Origin of the sequence: Kineococcus sp. NPDC059986 (assembly GCF_040702905.1) — a bacterium.
GTDB lineage: Bacteria > Actinomycetota > Actinomycetes > Actinomycetales > Kineococcaceae > Kineococcus.
The window spans coordinates 330,769-348,239 of sequence record NZ_JBFBND010000001.1; the positions used below are offsets into that span (position 1 = coordinate 330,769).

Here is a 17,471-nt window from a genome sequence, read left to right on the forward strand (position 1 = left end):
ACGCGAGCGAGGTGGAGGGTCCCGGCGGCACCGGGTCATCCTGCCCGGCGGCGGCTCGGCCGGGCACGGCGGCGGGTGCGGCGGCGGGTGCGGCGGCGCAGCACCACCAGCCCGGCCCCCACCGCGAGCACACCCGCGAGCACGCCGACCTGGGGCGGCCCGAGGACCGGCGCGCCGCCCGCGGGGACGTAACCGCCCTCGGCCAGGCCCGCCTGCCGCTCGAAGTGGTTGCGCGCCCCCGGGAAGAAGAAGTCGTCGACGCCGTAGGCGACCGGGAAGGCGGCCGGACCGGCCAGCACCGTGGCGACGGCCCACTGCGGACGGTGACGCGACTCGTGGCGGGCGAGGGCGGCCGCCTGCGAGGGCACCGTCGGGAAGCGCGGCGAGACGACCATGTCCCCGAAGTTGGTCGTCCGCTTGCCGGCGACGGCGACCGGGACGACGGCCACGTAGTAGTCGGCCGCGGCGTACCGGCACACGCTGAGTCCGCGGGCGTCGGCGTAGAGCATGGCCAGGCCGGTCTCGGGCCAGGTGGCGACCTTCTGCGCGAGGACGCTCAACGTCAGGGGCCCGACCTCGGTCGTGGAGCCCCACTCCTCCCCCGGCGGGGCCGCACAGACGGGGGCGTCACCGAGGTCGGTGACGCTGCGCCACGTCGTCCCGACGAGTATCAGGCCGACGGCCAGCCCGGCCACGACACCCTGCAGGACGCGGACCGGTGCCGGCCGCAGGGGCGCGTGCCGCCCGCGGAACCACCACCACACGGCGCCGGCGACGCCGGCGACGAGCAGCCAGAAGACGACGTGGACGGCGGCGCGGCTGTGCGGATGGGTGTACCCCCACCAGCGACGCCGACCGCCCACCTCAGCAATCTAGGGCGGGACGCCTCAGCGCGCTGCGGTCCCGGCGCCGCGACCACCACGGCCACCGCGCCGACGACGAGCGCCACCGGACGGAGCCGCCGACTCACCGGCGGCCGCGGGACGACGGGCGCTGCCCGTCGAAGCCGTCCGCGCCGGGGCGGTCCGGGTGGACGCCGTGCGCGCGGGGGCCGGTGCGGTGCGCGGCTTCGCGGCCCGCTGGGGCTGCGCCGGCGCCGTGGGCACCGGCGAGTCCGCGGGGTCGACGTAGGCGGCCGCGGGACCGACCAGCCGGGCGGTCAGGGCGTGCCCCGCGCTGACCGGGGTCCACTGCGGGGAGATGCCGGCCTGGCGGGCCAGCGTGCGGACGTCACCGCGCTGGTCCGGCGTCGCGACCGTGACGACGAGACCGCCGGCGCCGGCGCGGGCCGTGCGCCCGGACCGGTGCAGGTACGCCTTGTGCTCGGTCGGCGGGTCGACGTGCACGACGAGACCGACCTCGTCGACGTGGATCCCGCGCGCGGCGATGTCGGTCGCGCACAGCACGCGGACCGACCCGTCGGAGAAGGCACCGAGGTTGCGCTCCCGGGCGTTCTGGCTGAGGTTGCCGTGCAGGTCGACGGCGGGGATGCCGACGGCCGTGAGCTGCTTGGCCAGCTTCTTGGCCGCGTGCTTGGTGCGCGTGAACAGGACGGTGCGGCCCTGGCCGGAGGCCAGTTCGCGCACGAGCGTGCCCTTGGCGTCGGAGGCGACCTCGAGGACGTGGTGCTCCATGGTCGAGACCGGCGCGACGGCCGGGTCGACGGAGTGCACGACGGGCTCGGACAGGTAGCGCTTGACGAGGACGTCGATGCCGTTGTCCAGCGTGGCGGAGAACAGCAGCCGCTGGCCGACGACCGGGGTCGCGTCCATGAGCCGCTTGACGCCCGGCAGGAAGCCGAGGTCGGCCATGTGGTCGGCCTCGTCGAGCACGGTGACCTCGACGGCGTCGAGACGGCAGTGGCCCTGGCCGATGAGGTCCTCGAGCCGGCCCGGGCAGGCGATGAGGATGTCGACGCCCTGCGCGAGGGCCGTGACCTGCGGGTTCTGCCCGACGCCGCCGAAGACGACGGCCGTGCGCAGACCGACGGCCTGGGCGAGCGGCGTCACCGACGCCGCGACCTGGTTGGCGAGCTCACGGGTCGGCACGAGGACGAGCGAGCGCGGACGGGTGCTGCGGCGCGGGGCCTTGGAGGCCGCGAGCCGGATCACGAGCGGCAGGGCGAAGGCGATCGTCTTGCCGCTTCCGGTGCGACCGCGACCGAGGACGTCGCGGCCCGCGAGGGAGTCCGGGAGCGTCGCGGTCTGGATCGGGAACGGACTGGTGACGCCGCGGTCGGCGAGGACGTCGACGAGGGGCTGCGGGACGCCGAGCTCGAGGAAGGACCGGTCGTCGGTGACGACCTCGGTCACGGTGTCGGCGACGACCTCGGGCCGCGCATGGCGGTCGGCCTGCTCGCGCGGGGTCCGCCCGGTGCTCGGGGCGGTCCCCGGGGCGGTGGCCCGGCGCCGGCGGCGCGGCTGCGGCACGGAGCCGTCGGCCGCGGCGGCGCGCTGGGCGCCGGGGGTGCTGGAGGTGGACGTGCGGGAGCCGCGGGACGCGGACGAAGTCACGGAGAGCCTTCCGGTGGTCGGACACGGGGATCGGCCGTGGTGCCCGACCGCACCCGTGGACCACGGGGGACCTGCGCCCGGGCTCACCCGGACTGAACACTCGACCGCGGTCACCTCAGGTGACCGCCGACGTCCACTGTAGTGGGCCGGGGCCGGGGAGACCGCATCCCCTCCATCGGCGGGCGGCGCCGGAACCTCAGGCGAACCCCACCCCGGACCCTCCCGCGCGGCCGGTCGTGCACCGCTGAGCGTGGAGAGGCTAACCTCACCTGTCGTGTCCACCTCGACGACGCCGCGGCCCGCCGCGGCCCCCGGCGCCCCGCCGGCGCGGCGGCGCTCCGGGCACCGTCCCGCGGCCCTGCTCGTGGCCGTCCTGCTGCTCGTGGTCGCCGTGCTGGCCAGCCTCGCCGTCGGCTCCCGGGAGATCCCGCTCGGCACGGTGCTCGACGCGCTGCGCGGCACCGGCGGCAACGCGCAGGACGTCCTCGTGGTCCGCGAGCTCCGGGTGCCGCGCACGCTCGTGGGCATCGCCGTCGGGGTGGCCCTGGGCCTGTCCGGCGCCCTCATGCAGGCCCTGACCCGCAACCCGCTCGCCGACCCCGGCCTGCTCGGCGTCAACGCCGGGGCGGCCGCCGCCATGGTCACCGCGGTCGGCGTCCTCGGCCTCACCTCGCGCCTGCAGCTCGTCTGGGCGGCCGTCGCGGGCGCGGCCGTCGTCTCCGTCGTCGTCTACCTCCTGGGCGCCACGGGCCGTGGCGGGGCCACGCCGGTGCGGTTGGCGCTGGCGGGCACCGCGATCTCGGCGGCTCTCTACGCCTACGTCAGCGGCACGGTCCTGCTGGACACCACCACCTTCGACCGGTTCCGGTTCTGGCAGGTCGGCACGCTCGCCGGGCACGACCTGTCCGTCGTCGTCCAGCTGCTGCCGTTCTTCGCCGTCGGCACCGTCCTGGCCCTGTCCCAGGCCCGGCCGCTCAACGCCCTCGCGCTCGGGGAGGACTCCGGTCGGGCCCTGGGGGCGCACGTCGGCCGCACCCGCGTCCTCACCGCCGTCGCCGTGACCCTCCTGTGCGGGGCGGCGACCGCCGCCGCCGGGCCGATCGCGTTCGTCGGGCTGGCCGTCCCGCACCTCGTCCGCGCCCTCACGGGCCCGGACCAGCGCTGGGTCCTGCCCCTGTCCTGCGTCGTGGCCCCCGCGCTGCTGCTGTTCGGGGACGTCCTCGGCCGCATCGTCGTGCGCCCCGGTGAGCTGGAGGTCAGCATCGTCACCGCCGTCCTGGGGGCCCCGGTCCTCATCGCCCTGGTCCGCCGGCGCCGGGTGGCGCAGCTGTGAGCGCCGCGAGCGCGCACGGTCCCGTCCCCCGGCCCCGTCGGGTGGCCGACCGGGCGCGCGCCGGCCGGACCGTCCGCGCGGGCCGCGGGCTGTCCGTGCGCGTCGAGGGGCGCACGCTCACGGTCTGCGTCGTGCTGCTCGTCCTGCTCGCGGCCGTCGTGGCGGTCAGCCTCACCACGGGCGACTACCCGATCTCGGTGCCCGACGTGCTGCGCACCCTCGTCGGGCGCGGCGACCGCGCGGACGAGTTCATCGTCACGGGTCTGCGGCTGCCCCGCGTCGTGACGGGTCTGTTCGTCGGGCTCGCCCTCGGGGTGGCCGGCGCCGTCTTCCAGCTCGTGACGCGCAACCCGCTCGGCTCCCCCGACGTCATCGGGTTCACCTCCGGGGCCGTCACCGGCGCCCTCGTCGTGCTGCTCGTGCTGCAGCTCGGCGGCTGGGCGGTGTCCTTCGGCGCCCTGGTCGGCGGCGGCGTCACGGCCGTGCTCGTCTACGCGCTGTCCAGCCGTGGCGGGGTCCAGGGCTACCGGCTGATCCTCGTCGGCATCGGGGCCTCCGCGGTCCTGCAGGCGGCGAACAACTACCTGCTCACCCGCTCCCGCGTCGAGGACGCCCAGAGCGCCACGGCGTGGATCACCGGCTCGCTCAACGGGCGGGGCTGGGAGCAGGCGACGCCGCTCGGCATCGGGCTCGCCGTCCTGCTGCCCGTCCTGCTCCTCGCGGGCCGGTCGCTGACGATGCTCGACCTCGGTGACGACGCCGCGCGGGCGCTCGGTGTCGACGTGGGCCGCACCCGGGCGCTCGTCCTCGTCCTCGCCACCGCGCTCACCGCGCTGGCCGCCATGGCCGCCGGTCCCATCGGCTTCGTCGCCCTGGCGGCCCCGCAGGTCGCGCGCAAGCTCACCGGGGCCGTCGGTGCGGGGCTCGTCGCCGCCGGGCTCACCGGGGCCCTGCTGCTGCTCGTCAGCGACCTCGCCGCCCAGCGCGTGTTCGCCCCCACCCAGCTGCCCGTCGGCGTCGTCACCGGCGCCGTGGGCGGTCTCTACCTCGCCTGGCTGCTGGCCTCGCAGTGGCGCCGCGGGCGCGGCTGACCCTCGGAACGGAGAACCCATGGACCCCCGGCTGCGCGGCGTCGACCTCACCCTGGCCTACGACGACCGCACCATCGCCCGCGACCTCGGCGTCGAGATCCCCGACGGGTCCTTCACCGTCATCATCGGGCCCAACGCGTGCGGCAAGTCGACCCTGCTGCGCGCGCTGGCCCGCATGCTGAAACCGGCCAAGGGCGCCGTCTTCCTCGACGGCCAGCAGATCCACTCCCTGCCCGGCAAGGAGGTCGCGCGCCGGCTCGGGCTGCTGCCGCAGACCGCCACGGCGCCCGACGGCATCACCGTCGCCGACCTCGTCGCCCGTGGCCGGTTCCCGCACCAGAAGCTGCTGCGGCAGTGGACGCGGGAGGACGAGCGCGCCGTCGACGCGGCCATGGCGTGGACCCGGGTCGAGGACCTGGCCGACCGCACCGTCGACGAGCTGTCCGGCGGGCAGCGCCAGCGCGTGTGGATCGCGATGGCCCTGGCGCAGGAGACGCCGATCCTGCTGCTCGACGAACCGACGACGTACCTCGACATCGCCCACCAGATCGAGGTGCTCAACCTCTGCGCGCAGCTGCACGAGGAGCAGGACCGCACCCTGGTCGCCGTCCTGCACGACCTCAACCACGCCGCCCGGTACGCCACGCACCTCGTGGCGATGAAGGACGGGGCCGTGCTCGCCCAGGGCGACCCGTCGGAGGTCGTGACGGCCGAACTCGTCGAAGCCGTCTTCGGCCTCCCGTGCGTCGTCGTCCCCGACCCGGAGACGGGGACGCCCCTCGTGGTCCCCCGCGCCCGCACGAGCCGCCTCGGTCGCGACGCACCGCAGCACGCCGGGGGCCACCCCGCGGGCCGTCCCGCGACGCACGAACCGGCCTGACCGGTCGACCCCCGGTCCCCCGCCGTCGTCAGGGCCCCTTAGCGTGTCGCACGTGCACCCCGGATCCGTCGGACGCCTCGGCCTCGTCGTGCACCCCGTGCGAGACACCGTCGAGGAGGCCCGGGTCGTCGAACGCTGGGCCCACGAGCACGGCAAGGAGGTCGTCGGGCTGCGCACCGACGCCACCCGGCTGCCGCCCACCGTGACCCGCGTCGGCGTCGAGGAGTTCGCCGCCACCGTCGACGCCGTCGTCAGCCTCGGTGGGGACGGCACGATGCTGGGGGCCCTGCGCCTCGTCGCGAGCTCCAAGGTGCCCGTGCTGGGCGTCAACCTCGGGCACCTGGGGTTCCTCGTCGAGCTCGAGCCGAGCGAGCTGCCGGCGGCGCTCGAACGCATCTCCGCGGGCGACTTCACCGTCGAACCCCACCTGTCGCTGCGGACCGAGCTGCACACGGGCGACGAACGGCGTGAGGCCGTCGCCTTCAACGACATCGCCCTGGCCCGCACCCCGGGCCGCGGCACGGTGACGGCGGCGCTGTCGGTGGCCGACCAGCGCATCGGGTACCTGCGCTGCGACGCCATCGTGCTGGCCACGCCGACGGGGTCGACGGCCTACAGCTACGCGGCGGGCGGACCCGTCGTCTCCCCCGGAGCCGACGCGCTCCTCGTGACCCCCGTCGCGCCCATGTCCGGCATCGGGCGGCCCATCGTGCTCGGCGTCGACGAACCCGTCCGCCTGGAACTGCTGGAGAAGTCCGGCCCGCCGGTCGTCGAGGTCGACGGCATCGCGGCCGGGGAACTGCCGCCGGGGTCGGTCATCGAGGTGCACGCCGAACGCGACGCCGGGCACGTCATCCGGCTCGACGCGGGCAGCCACGGTCGGCGGGCGAGGGTGAAGCTCAGCCTGCTCGACCTGCCGCTGCTGCCCGAGGAGATGCTCGAACTCGTGCCGAAGGAGCTGCGGCGCAGCGAGACCACCCGCTTGCGCTGACGCCCACCGGCCCCGCGGGGCCGGTGGGCGTCACGCTGCCGGGGTCACGACTCAGGGGTCACGACTCCGGGGTCACGGCGTCGCGGTGGCCTGCGCGGTCGGCAGGGCCGAGGCGGGGGCCGCGTCCTGCGCCCCGCCCCGTGTTGCGGCCTTCCCCGACGCGGCGGCGCTCGCCGTGGGCTCGGCGCCGGCCCCCGACGTCGCGGTGTCCGTGGGCGAGCCCGTGGCCGTGCTCGTGGCCGTGCCCGTGGACCGGCTCGTCGCGGTGGGGTCGGCCGTCGCGGTGCCCGAGTCCGTCGGGCTCTGCGTCGAGGTCGCCGTGGCCGTGTCCGTGGCGGTCGCCGTGTCCGTGGCCGTCGCCGTGTCCGTGGGGGTGTCCGTCGGGGTGGGCGTCGGCGTGGGGACGACCGGCGCCTCCGTGAGGGGTGTCCCGACGATGCTGTGGCTGATGGTCCCCGTGCCGCCCTGCCGTTCGGCGGCCACGCTCTGCCCGCTCACCGACTCGTAGACGAAGATCCCACCGACGCTCAGGACGAACGCGACCACCCCCAGCAGGACGGCGTGCCGGGCCCGGAAGGGTTTGCGCTGGCGGGGCCCGGGCACCGGGGGCCCGGGGACGGGCGGTCCGGGGTCCGCGGGCGGGTCCGCGGGCGGGTCGACGGGCGGGTCGGCCCGGTCGGGGTGCTCGTCCTGGGCGGGCGGCACGGGGCCGGTGCGTCGTTCGCGGGCCTTGCGGGCCGCCTCGCGGACCCGCTCGCGGCTCGCGTTGAGGTAGTGCCCGTAGATCGCGGCCGCCGTGGAGGCGATGACGCTGCCGAGGGCGGCACCGACGAGGGTGCCGTAGGTGCCGAAGGTCTTCAGGCCGGCCAGCAGGACCGCGGAGGTCACGGCCGCGCCGGCTCCGCCCGCGATCTGCAGCCAGTTGATGGTCAGGGTCGTCCGGGGTGTCGTCTGCTCGCTCATGCCGCCACCCATCGTGGCACCCCCCGGGGGGCGGACCCGGCAACGGCGCGGTCGGGTCCTGTGAAGGCCCCCCTCTCGCGGGGTGGGGACCGTCCCGACAGAGTGTGGCCATGAGCATCCTCGTGCAGGACCTGAACCAGTGGAAGGGCGCGCCCGTCCTCGACGTGAGCGACGCCAAGGTGGGGACGCTGGCGTCCGTCTACGTCGACGCCGCGACCGACGAGTGGCTCTTCGCCGCGGTCGAGACGGGGATGATGGGGTTCAAGAAGGTCGTCCTCGTGCCGCTGGACGGCGCGGCCGTCGGCCGGCACGACATCCGCGTCCCCTTCCCCAAGGAGACCGTCAAGGCCGCGCCGTCCTTCGGCACCGACGAGGAACTCGGTCCGGACGACGAACCCCGCATCTACGCGCACTACGCGATGGAGTACGACCCCGCGGACACCCCCAGCGGCCGGCGGCTCGCGCGCCGCTGACCCCCGCGCCCGCTCCCCCGCCCCGGGCGGTCAGGAGCGGGCGCGCTGCATGGCGTCGCTGACCTCGCCGACGAGTTCCTCCAGGACGTCCTCGAGGAACACGACGCCCGTCACGGCGCCCGCCTCGTCGACGACGCGGGCCAGGTGCGCCCCCGTGCGGCGCATGGCCGTCAGGGCGTCCTCGACCTCCTCCGCCGCGCCGAGGGTTCCCAGGGCCCGGATCCGCTTCTCGGGCACCGGTTCGGCGTAGCGGTCCGGGTGCTCGGCGGGGTCGGCGTAGAGGATGTCCTTCAGGTGCAGGTAGCCGTGAAGGTCACCGGCCGCGTCCACGAGCGGGAAGCGGCTGAACCCGGTCCGGGCCACGAGCGCCTCCACGTCCGCGGGTGAGGAACCGACCGGCAGCGTCCGCAGACCGGCCAGGGGCACTGCGATGTCGCCGACGGTCCGGTCGGAGAACTCCAGCGCCCCGGTGACGAGACCGCCGGAGTCGTCGAGGGTTCCCTCCCGCCGCGACTCGGCGACGATCGACTGGACCTCCTCGACGGTGAACGCGCTCGAGACCTCGTCCTTGGGTTCGACGCCCATGAGGCGCAGGGCCGCGTTGGTGAGGGCGTTCAGCGTCCGGATGAGCGGGCCGATGAAACGGCCGATCGCGACGAGCGGCGGCGCCAGGAGGAGGACCGCGCGGTCCGGCCCGGCGATCGACAGGTTCTTCGGGATCATCTCGCCGACGACGACGTGCAGGTACGTCACGATCGACAGGGCGATGACGAGGGAGACGGGGTGCACGAGCACCTCGGGCAGGTGCACGGCGTGGAACAACGGCTCCAGCAGGTGCGCGATCGCCGGTTCGGCGACGGCGCCCAAGCCGAGGGAGCACAGCGTCACGCCGAGCTGGCAGGTCGCCAGCATGAGCGAGACGTGCTCCATGGCCACCAGCGCCGACCGCGCCCGGGCGCTGGTCTCGGCCAGCGGCTCGACCTGGCTGCGGCGCGCGGACAGGACGGCGAACTCGGCGCCGACGAAGAACGCGTTGCCGAGGATCAGCAGCGCGGCGAGGACGAGGGAGGCCTGGTCGCTCACCGGGCACCCCCGTCCCGGGTGGTCTGCGCCGGTTCGGCGTCGGCGGCGGTGCGCGGTCTCAGGCGCAGCCGCTCGACCCGCCGGCCCTCCGTCCGCGCCACCCGCAGGACGGCGCCGTCGACCTCGACCTCGTCCCCGACGACGGGGATGCGGCCGAGCCGGGCCATGACGAACCCGCCGACGGTCTCGTAGGCGGGGTCGTCGGGCACCTCGACGTCGGTCGCGTCGCGCACCTCGTCCGGGCGCGCGAGCCCGGGGACGGTCCACGTGCCGTCGCGGTGCTGGCGCACTCCGCCGCGGTCGCGGTCGTGCTCGTCGGAGACGTCGCCGACGATCTCCTCCACGAGGTCCTCCAGCGTCACGACACCGGCCGTGCCGCCGTACTCGTCCACCACCACGGCGAGCTGCAGCCCCTTCTGCCGCAGCTGGAGCAGCAGCGGTTCGAGCGTCAGGGAGTCCGGCACGCGGCGCGCGTCGGTCATGAGCGCGGCCGCGGGCACGTCGTGCCGGCGGTCCGGCGGGACAGCCACGGCGGCCTTGAGGTGCACGACGCCGCGCACGTCGTCGTCGTCGTCCCCGGTCACCGGGAAGCGGGAGTGCCCCGTGGCCCGGGCGCGCGCGACGACGTCGGCGGCGGAGTCCTCCAGCCGCACGACCTCCATCCGCACGCGGGGCGTCATGACGTCGGCGGCCGTCTGGTCCCCGAACAGCAGCGAGCGGCTGATGAGGTTCGCGGTGCCCTCGTCCAGGGTGCCCATGTCCGCCGAGCGGCGGACCAGGGCGGCGAGCTCGCGCGCCGAGCGGGCCCCGGACAGCTCCTCCTGCGGTTCCACGCCGATGAGGCGCAGGAACCGGTTGGCGCTGCCGTTGAGGACCGTCAGGAGCGGGCCGGTGAACCAGGTGAACCCGCGCTGCAGCGGCGCGACGACCCCGGCCGTCCGCAGCGGCACCGACAGCGCGAGGTTCTTCGGGATGAGCTCGCCGACCACCATCGAGAACGCGGCCGCGATGACGACGCTGACCACCCCCGCCACGGAGTCGGCGAGCCGGTCGCCGAGGCCGAGCGAGGACAGCGGGCCGCCGAGCAGCGAGGCGAGCGAGGGTTCGGTGAGGTAGCCGACGAGCAGCGTCGTGAGGGTGATCCCGACCTGGGCCCCGGACAGCTGGGTCGACAGGGTGCGCAGCGCCGGCAGCACACCGGCGGCGCGCCGGTCACCGTCCTCGACGGCCTTCTCGACCGTGAAGCGGTCCAGGGTGACGAACGCGAACTCGGCCGCGACGAAGACGGCGGTCCCCAGCGTGAGGACGATCCCGACGAGCAGGAGGAGCCACTCGGTCAGCACCCGGGGTTCCCCGGCGAGAGCTCCCCGGCGACCGCCGGGCGAGGATGGTGACTGCTGCTGCTGGGAGGGTCGGAGTCGACCCGTGCATCTGAGCTCATGGCGTTCCCGATGGTAGTGGCAGCTTCCGGTACCGGGCCCGTGCAGCTCGTCACGTCCCGACCCGGCCCGGACGGCCCAACCGGGCCCCCGGTCGCGCGCCCGGGCGGGTGAACGGGGCGCACCACCGCTCAGGAGCGGCCCGGTCGCGCCGAGACAGGACCGTGACCGCAGGACCCACCCAGAGCTACGGCGAGCAGGCGCCGTCGGTGCAGTGGCGTGCCCGTCCGGTCCTCGCGACGGTCGTGCGGGCCGGCGCGACGCTCGGGCCGGTCGTCGTGGCGCTCGCCCTGGGGGCGGCTGCGGCGCACTGGCTGCCCGCCGAGCGCCTCGGCCTGCCCGGCCTGGCCTGGCTGCTGCTCGTCGTCGCCCTCTCGACCGCCGTGCTGTTCGGGCTCTCGCGCTGGTTCCGTCGGCTCGTGCCGCTGTCGGCGCTGCTGCGCCTCAGCCTCGTCGTACCGGACAAGGTGCCCAGCCGCTTCGCGGTGGCCCGTCGCACGTGGTCCCCGACGACGCTCCCGCGGGAGTCGGCCGGCGGCGCGGGCGACTGGCTGCTGACCCTCGTCGGGACGCTGGCCGCCCACGACGACCGCACCCGCGCGCACGGCGAACGCGTCCAGGCCTACGCCGCCCTCATCGGACGCGAGATGGGGCTGCCGGCGCAGGACGTCGAGCGGCTCAGCTGGGTCGCCCTCCTGCACGACGTCGGCAAGGTCCACGTGCCCGTGGAGGTCATCAACAAGAACGGCCGGCCCACCCCGCAGGAGTGGGCGTGCCTGCAGCAGCACCCGGCGCACGGCGACGACCTCGTCGAGCCTCTGCGGGGTTGGCTGGGCGACTGGCTCGACGGCGTCGTGGAGCACCACGAGCGCTGGGACGGTCGGGGCTACCCGGCGGGCCTGGCCGGCACCGGCATCTCCCTGGCCGCGCGCGTCATCGCCGTCGCCGACACCTACGACGTCATCACCTCCGCGCGCTCCTACAAGCGGCCGCTGACCGCCGAGCAGGCCAGGGTCGAGCTGACCCGTTGCGCCGGAACGCAGTTCGACCCCGACGTCGTCCGCGCCCTGCTGGGTGTCGGGATCGGCCGGTTGCGCTTCGTCGCGGGCCCCACGACGCTCCTCGCCTCGCTGCCGGGGGTCGGTTCCGCCCCCGCCCAGGCCGCCTCCGGGCTGTCCGCGGCCGCGCAGACGGCGGGCGGGCACCTGCTCGGCGCCGTCCTGACGGCCTCCCTCGGCGTCGGCTCGGGAGCTCTGGCCACCGGTGCGGTCGCCGCCGTGCTCCCCGCGCAGGTGGCGCAGGCCGCCGTGGAGGCGGCCGACCCGGTCGCCGGCACACCCGTCGACGCCCCCGTCGACGCGTCCCCCAGCGCGCTCCCGGTGACCGTGGCGCCGTCCGCGCCGGCCACTCCGACCGTCGCCTGGACCCCGCTCGCGGGAGGCGTCGACCCGTTCCGGCCGCTGTCCGCCCGGGCCGGGTCCGGGGTGGGCACGGTCGGGGCTGCGGGCGGTGCCCCGACGGGCAGCCCGGCCACCCCGGCCACCCCGTCCTCCGTCCCCACGCCCCCGCTCACGACCGCGCCGACGCCCCCGCCCACGCCCCCGTCCACGCCCCCGTCCACGCCGGCGGTCCCGAAGCCCACCCCGACGTCCTCGACCACCTCGTCGACGACCACGGCCCCCACGGCGAGCCCGACGCCCAGCGGAGGCGGAGGCGCGCCCTCTCCGACGACCGGCCCCACCACGAGTCCCACGAGTCCCACGAGTCCCACGGGGGCTCCCACCACGAGTCCGACCACGACGGGGGCGCCCACCCCGACGGGGACCGGGTCGCCGACGTCGACGTCACCCACGACGACACGGCCCCCCACCGGCCCGACGACCGGCCCGACCACCGGCCCCTCGGTCGCCCCCACGACCACCAGCCCGACCCCGGGCGCCGGGTCGGACTGCGCGCGAGCCGTCGCCGGCGACCGGGACCTGCGGGGCGCGCGGCTCGAGGGCTGCCCGTTGACCGGTCGCTCCCTGGCCAACCGCGACCTGCGGGGCGCGAAGCTGACCGGCGCTGTCATGGACGGGGCGAACCTGCGCGGGGCCGACCTGCGGGGCGCGACGCTGGACGGGGCGACACTGGTGGGGACCGACCTCACCGGCGCGGACCTGCGCGGCGCGAGCTTCCTCGGGGCCGTCCTGGTCCTGGCGACGCTCACCGGCGCCCACTACGACCCGGGCACGTTCACCGGGGCTCTGGGGGTCGCCTTCGCCTGACCCGCCGTGGCGGGCGGCGGACGGGATCAGAAGAGCGTGTCCCCCGCGAGGAACGTCTCGAGCGGGGTGACGCAGCGGCGCGCCGCCCGCAGGAGGGAGTCGTGGCCACAGCCACCGGCGACGAGCGCGGTCGCGGCCGGCACCGCCGCGGCCATGGCGTGCGCGGCCTCGCCGAAGAACGCGGGCGACCGCTCCCCCGTCAGCAGCAGGGCCCGGGCCGGGAGGTCGGCGTAGACGTCGGCCGGACCGTCGAACTGCAGACCGGCCCGCGTCTCGGCGAGCACCTGCGGCAGCCGCGCCGCCGTCGACCGGCCCCACTCGGTGCGCGCGAGCACCCCGCCGAGGAGGCGCTGGACGCGCTCGCTGCGGGCGACGGCCTGCAACGACGACGTGCGCAGGTGCCGGTCGAGGTGGGCCAGGGCCAGGTCCGGCGACCCGGTCGCGAGCGCGCGGGCGGCCTGCTCGAGCGCCTCCTCCGGGACGGAGCCGTCGATGGGCAGGACCGCGTCGTACACGGCGACGCGGTCGATGCACCGGTCCAGCAACCCGGCCGTGGCCAGGAGGGCCACGAGTCCCCCGAGCCCGTGGCCGAGGACGAGCCGGGCCCCCGTGCGCGTGAGGACGGCGCCGAGGAGGGCGACGTCGTCGGCGACGGCGTACCGGGCCCCGTCCCGGCCGGACTGCTCGCGGTCGTAGCGGTGGACGGTGAAGCGGCCCGCGAGCCGGTCGGCGAGCTTGCCGTAGTCGGCCGCGGGCCGGGTGCCGTGCACGAGGACGAGCCCCGGCCCGGCACCGGACGTGGTGACGTCGACGGGTTCCCCGTCCGCGCGCCGCACGCCCTCGAGGATCACCGCCTCACCAGCCGGCGGGGAGCGGGCGGCCCTCGTCGTAGCCGGCCGAGGACTGCAGGCCGACGACGGCGCGGTCGGCGAACTCGGGCACCGAGCGGGCGCCGACGTAGGTGAAGGAGGACCGGACGCCGGAGGTGATCTGGTCCAGGAGGTCCTCCACCCCGGGGCGGGCCGGGTCCAGGTGCATGCGCGAGGAGGAGATGCCCTCCTCGAAGAGGCCCTTGCGGGCCCGCTGGAACGGGGAGTCGGCGCGGGTGCGGGCGGCGACCGCGCGCGCCGAGGCCATCCCGAAGCTCTCCTTGTACTCCCGCCCGCCCGCGTCGACGGCGAGGTCGCCGGGGCTCTCGTGCGTCCCGGCGAACCAGGACCCGACCATCACCTGGCTGGCCCCGGCCGCGAGGGCGAGGGCGACGTCGCGCGGGTGGCGGACGCCGCCGTCGGCCCACACGTGCGCGCCGAGCTCGCGCGCCGCCGCCGCGCACTCCAGGACCGCGGAGAACTGCGGCCGTCCGACGCCGGTCATCATCCGGGTGGTGCACATCGCGCCCGGGCCCACGCCGACCTTGACGATGTCCGCGCCGGCCTCGACGAGGTCGCGCACGCCCTGGGCCGTCACGACGTTGCCCGCGACGACGGGCACGGTCGGGTCCAGACTCCGCACGGCGCGCAACGCCTCGAGCATCTTCTCCTGGTGCCCGTGCGCGGTGTCGACGACGATGGTGTCGATCTCCGTGTCCAGCAACGCCTTCGCGGTCGCGGCGACGTCGCCGTTGATGCCCACGGCGGCGGCGACGCGCAACCGGCCACGGGCGTCGAGCGCCGGGGAGTACACGGTCGAGCGCAGCGCGCCCGTCCGGGTCAGCGCACCGACGAGGACCGGCCCGTCGCCCTCGTCGCGCACGACGGGGGCGAACCGGCGACGGGTGGCGTGCAGGACGCCGAACGCGGCCTCCAGGTCGTCCTCGACGGAGGCGTCCACGGTCACCGGCTCGCGGCTCATGACGGTGCCGACCTGCGTGAACCGGTCGACGTCCGCGCAGTCGGCGGGCGTGACGACGCCCAGCACGTGCCGCTGCTCGTCGAGCACGACGGCCGCGCCGTGCGAGCGCTTGGGGATGAGGGCGAGGGCGTCGGCGACGGTGTCGTGCTCGCGCAGGACGACGGGCGTCTCGAAGACGGGGTGGCGCTCCTTGACCCACGCCACGACCTCGGCGACGACGTCGAGCGGCAGGTCCTGCGGCAGGACGGCCATGCCCCCGCGCCGGGCGACCGTCTCGGCCATCCGCCGGCCCGAGACCGCCGTCATGTTGGCGACGACGACCGGCACGGTGGTGCCCGTGCCGTCACCGGTGGAGAGGTCGACGTCCAGCCGGGAGGTCACCGCCGAGCGCGACGGCGCCAGGAAGACGTCGTTGTAGGTGAGGTCGTGGCGGGGCTGCTGGCCGTCGAGGAAGTGCACGGCCCCAGGGTAGGCGGCCCCACGATCAGGAGAGCCTGTGCAGGGCTCGTGCACACACAGCCGCCGTCCGGCTCCCGTCCGGGTTCGCCGGGCCCGGACCGTCCTACGCTGACGGGCATGAGCATCGGAACCACGTCGGCGCCCCAGGGTGGCGGGCACCAGAACGGCCAGCCGCCGCGCACGGCCGTCGTCGTCGAGGACGAACCCACCATCGCCGACGCCGTCGCCCGCCGGCTGCGGGCCGAGGGCTACACGGTGGAGACCGCCGGCGACGGCCCGTCGGGGGTCGAGCTGTGCGAGCGCGTCTCGCCGGACGTCGTCGTGCTGGACGTCATGCTCCCCGGGTTCGACGGCCTGGAGGTCTGCCGGCGCGTGCAGGCGTCCCGACCGGTGCCGGTCCTCATGCTCACCGCGCGCGACGACGAGACCGACAAGCTCGTCGGGCTCGGCGTCGGCGCCGACGACTACATGACCAAGCCGTTCTCGATGCGCGAGCTCGTGGCCCGCGTCAACGGCCTCGTCCGGCGGGTCGAGCGGGCCCGCGCCCTCGTCGGAGCCCCGCAGCCGTCGACGGAGGCCATGCGCTTCGCGGTCTCCGACGGCGAGCTCGAGATCGACCGCGCCCAGCGGCGCGTGCGGCGGGCCGGTGCCGAGGTGCACCTGACCCCGACGGAGTTCGACCTGCTCGTCTGCCTCGCCGAGTCCCCGCGCACGGTCCTGACGCGCGAGAAGCTGCTGGAGGAGGTCTGGGACTGGGTCGACGCCTCCGGCACCCGCACGGTCGACAGCCACGTGAAGGCGTTGCGCCGCAAGCTGGGCGCCGACCTCGTGCGCACCGTGCACGGCGTCGGCTACGCCTTCGAGCCCTCCGGCGGTCAGGAGGCCCCGTGACGAGCACACCGGATCCCGCGGGCACGGGGCTGACCGGCCCCATCCCGATCAGCGGGGCGGCCCACGACGCCCGGGTCCGCGCCGCGAAGACCGCCACCCGCCGGCCGTGGCCCGACGTGCGGCCGCTGGACCCGGTGCACTCGATCAAGACCAAGCTCGGCCTGCTCGTCGCCGCCTCGGTGACGCTGGCCTCCCTGCTGGTCTGGGCGGGTCTGCGGCTGGCCGAGATCCACATCGGCCCGCGCTACACGCTCCCCGCCTCCATCGTCGTGACGCTCGTGTTCACCCAGCTCCTCGCGCGCGGCATGACGTCGCCACTGCGGGAGATGACGGCGGCGGCGCGGGCGATGGCGACGGGCGACTACTCCCGGCGCGTGCGCTCGACGTCCAACGACGAGGTCGGCGAGCTGGCGGACGCGTTCAACCGGATGGCCGAGGACCTCGAGGCCGTCGACCGCGAGCGCCGCGAGCTGGTCGCCAACGTGAGCCACGAGCTGCGGACGCCGGTGTCGGCGCTGCACGCGGTGATGGAGAACCTCGTCGACGGGGTGACCGAACCCGACCAGGACACGCTCAACACGGCGCTGGCGCAGACCGAGCGGCTCGGCCGGCTCGTCGAGCAGCTGCTGGACCTGTCGCGGCTGGACGCGGGCGCCGTCGAGCTGGACCGGGAGTACCTGGCGCTGGAGCCCTTCCTGTCGCAGGCGACGCGGGCCATGGGGATGACGGGCCGCGACGTCGAGTTCGTCATGGACGTCGACCCGCCGGACCTCGACGTCTTCGTCGACTCCGCGCGCCTGCACCAGGTCGTGGCGAACCTGCTGGACAACGCCTCGCGGCACTCCCCGCCCGGCGGGAAGGTCTTCGTGTCCGCCGTGGCCGTCGGTCAGGTCGTGCGGATCACGGTGCAGGACCAGGGACCGGGCATCGCCGACGCCGACCGCGAGCGGGTGTTCGAGCGCTTCCAGCGCGGCAGCGCCCGGACCGACGGCGGCACGGGCCTCGGCCTGGCGATCGCCCGGTGGGCCGTGCAGCTGCACGGGGGCACGATCCGCGTGGCGCCGACGCCCCCGGAGGGCGGCTGCCGCATCGACGTGCACTTGCCAAGGGTCACGGACGACGCACCTGGTGTGACGAAGACCGCAGCGTCGGCGGCGGTCCGACCGTAGGGGGGCGGGCGGGCGCATACCACACCGGGATAGGGTGGCGGGGCGCCCGCAGTCGATCACGAACAGCC

General features: G+C 75.8%; 15 protein-coding genes. 8 read left to right on the forward strand and 7 right to left on the reverse strand.

Annotated features, from left to right (window positions below):
- Positions 1–35: 35 nt before the first annotated feature.
- Together AB0637_RS01520 and AB0637_RS01525 are read right to left on the reverse strand one after the other, a co-directional pair.
- Positions 36–863 (reverse strand): hypothetical protein, encoded by an 828-nt coding sequence (locus AB0637_RS01520; protein WP_366169365.1) that lies wholly within the window; start codon positions 861–863, stop codon positions 36–38.
- A 24-nt stretch (positions 864–887) separates the two neighbouring features.
- Positions 888–2,513: a DEAD/DEAH box helicase gene (locus AB0637_RS01525; protein WP_366169366.1), complete on the reverse strand. Its 1,626-nt coding sequence runs from the start codon at positions 2,511–2,513 to the stop codon at positions 888–890.
- Between the two features lie 274 nt (positions 2,514–2,787).
- On the opposite strand from AB0637_RS01525, the gene AB0637_RS01530 reads away from it, so the two are divergent.
- The 4 genes from AB0637_RS01530 to AB0637_RS01545 are packed head-to-tail and all read left to right on the forward strand — an operon-like array spanning position 2,788 to position 6,808.
- The gene (locus AB0637_RS01530) at positions 2,788–3,846 is read left to right on the forward strand and encodes an iron chelate uptake ABC transporter family permease subunit (protein WP_366169367.1); all 1,059 of its coding nucleotides are present in this window, start codon (positions 2,788–2,790) and stop codon (positions 3,844–3,846) included.
- Positions 3,843–4,937 (forward strand): iron chelate uptake ABC transporter family permease subunit, encoded by a 1,095-nt coding sequence (locus tag AB0637_RS01535; RefSeq protein WP_366169368.1) that lies wholly within the window; start codon positions 3,843–3,845, stop codon positions 4,935–4,937. Before AB0637_RS01530 ends, AB0637_RS01535 begins: the two co-directional genes overlap by 4 nt.
- Positions 4,938–4,956: 19 nt before the next feature.
- The gene (locus AB0637_RS01540) at positions 4,957–5,817 is read left to right on the forward strand and encodes an ABC transporter ATP-binding protein (RefSeq protein ID WP_366169369.1); all 861 of its coding nucleotides are present in this window, start codon (positions 4,957–4,959) and stop codon (positions 5,815–5,817) included.
- Positions 5,818–5,869: 52 nt separating this feature from the next.
- Positions 5,870–6,808 carry an NAD(+)/NADH kinase gene (locus AB0637_RS01545; RefSeq protein WP_366169370.1) on the forward strand — a complete coding sequence of 313 codons (939 nt, stop codon included), beginning with the start codon at positions 5,870–5,872 and terminating at the stop codon, positions 6,806–6,808.
- A 72-nt stretch (positions 6,809–6,880) separates the two neighbouring features.
- On the opposite strand, the gene AB0637_RS01550 is transcribed toward AB0637_RS01545, so the two are convergent.
- On the reverse strand, positions 6,881–7,771 hold the full coding sequence (locus AB0637_RS01550; RefSeq protein WP_366169371.1) for a hypothetical protein: 891 nt from the start codon (positions 7,769–7,771) through the stop codon (positions 6,881–6,883).
- Between the two features lie 110 nt (positions 7,772–7,881).
- On the opposite strand from AB0637_RS01550, the gene AB0637_RS01555 reads away from it, so the two are divergent.
- Complete coding sequence (locus AB0637_RS01555) at positions 7,882–8,244, forward strand: PRC-barrel domain-containing protein (protein ID WP_366169372.1); 363 nt, start codon at positions 7,882–7,884, stop codon at positions 8,242–8,244.
- Between the two features lie 30 nt (positions 8,245–8,274).
- Here the strand turns inward: AB0637_RS01555 and AB0637_RS01560 are convergent, their stop codons facing one another.
- Both AB0637_RS01560 and AB0637_RS01565 read right to left on the reverse strand, forming a co-directional pair.
- Complete coding sequence (locus tag AB0637_RS01560; RefSeq protein WP_366169373.1) at positions 8,275–9,327, reverse strand: hemolysin family protein; 1,053 nt, start codon at positions 9,325–9,327, stop codon at positions 8,275–8,277.
- Positions 9,324–10,670: a hemolysin family protein gene (locus tag AB0637_RS01565; RefSeq protein WP_366169374.1), complete on the reverse strand. Its 1,347-nt coding sequence runs from the start codon at positions 10,668–10,670 to the stop codon at positions 9,324–9,326. The genes AB0637_RS01560 and AB0637_RS01565 overlap by 4 nt, the downstream gene beginning before the upstream one ends.
- 260 nt (positions 10,671–10,930) lie before the next feature.
- On the opposite strand from AB0637_RS01565, the gene AB0637_RS01570 reads away from it, so the two are divergent.
- Positions 10,931–13,033: an HD domain-containing phosphohydrolase gene (locus AB0637_RS01570; RefSeq protein WP_366169375.1), complete on the forward strand. Its 2,103-nt coding sequence runs from the start codon at positions 10,931–10,933 to the stop codon at positions 13,031–13,033.
- A gap of 26 nt (positions 13,034–13,059) precedes the next feature.
- Here AB0637_RS01570 and AB0637_RS01575 read toward each other — a convergent pair whose 3' ends face one another.
- Together AB0637_RS01575 and AB0637_RS01580 are read right to left on the reverse strand one after the other, a co-directional pair.
- Positions 13,060–13,884: an alpha/beta fold hydrolase gene (locus tag AB0637_RS01575; RefSeq protein ID WP_366169376.1), complete on the reverse strand. Its 825-nt coding sequence runs from the start codon at positions 13,882–13,884 to the stop codon at positions 13,060–13,062.
- A 4-nt stretch (positions 13,885–13,888) separates the two neighbouring features.
- Positions 13,889–15,343: a GuaB1 family IMP dehydrogenase-related protein gene (locus AB0637_RS01580; RefSeq protein ID WP_366169377.1), complete on the reverse strand. Its 1,455-nt coding sequence runs from the start codon at positions 15,341–15,343 to the stop codon at positions 13,889–13,891.
- A 117-nt stretch (positions 15,344–15,460) separates the two neighbouring features.
- Between AB0637_RS01580 and AB0637_RS01585 the strand changes: the two genes are divergently transcribed.
- Both AB0637_RS01585 and AB0637_RS01590 read left to right on the forward strand, forming a co-directional pair.
- Positions 15,461–16,234, forward strand: coding sequence for a response regulator transcription factor (locus AB0637_RS01585; RefSeq protein ID WP_366169379.1), 774 nt, complete (start codon positions 15,461–15,463; stop codon positions 16,232–16,234).
- On the forward strand, positions 16,231–17,403 hold the full coding sequence (locus AB0637_RS01590; RefSeq protein ID WP_366169380.1) for a HAMP domain-containing sensor histidine kinase: 1,173 nt from the start codon (positions 16,231–16,233) through the stop codon (positions 17,401–17,403). Before AB0637_RS01585 ends, AB0637_RS01590 begins: the two co-directional genes overlap by 4 nt.
- Positions 17,404–17,471: the final 68 nt, after the last annotated feature.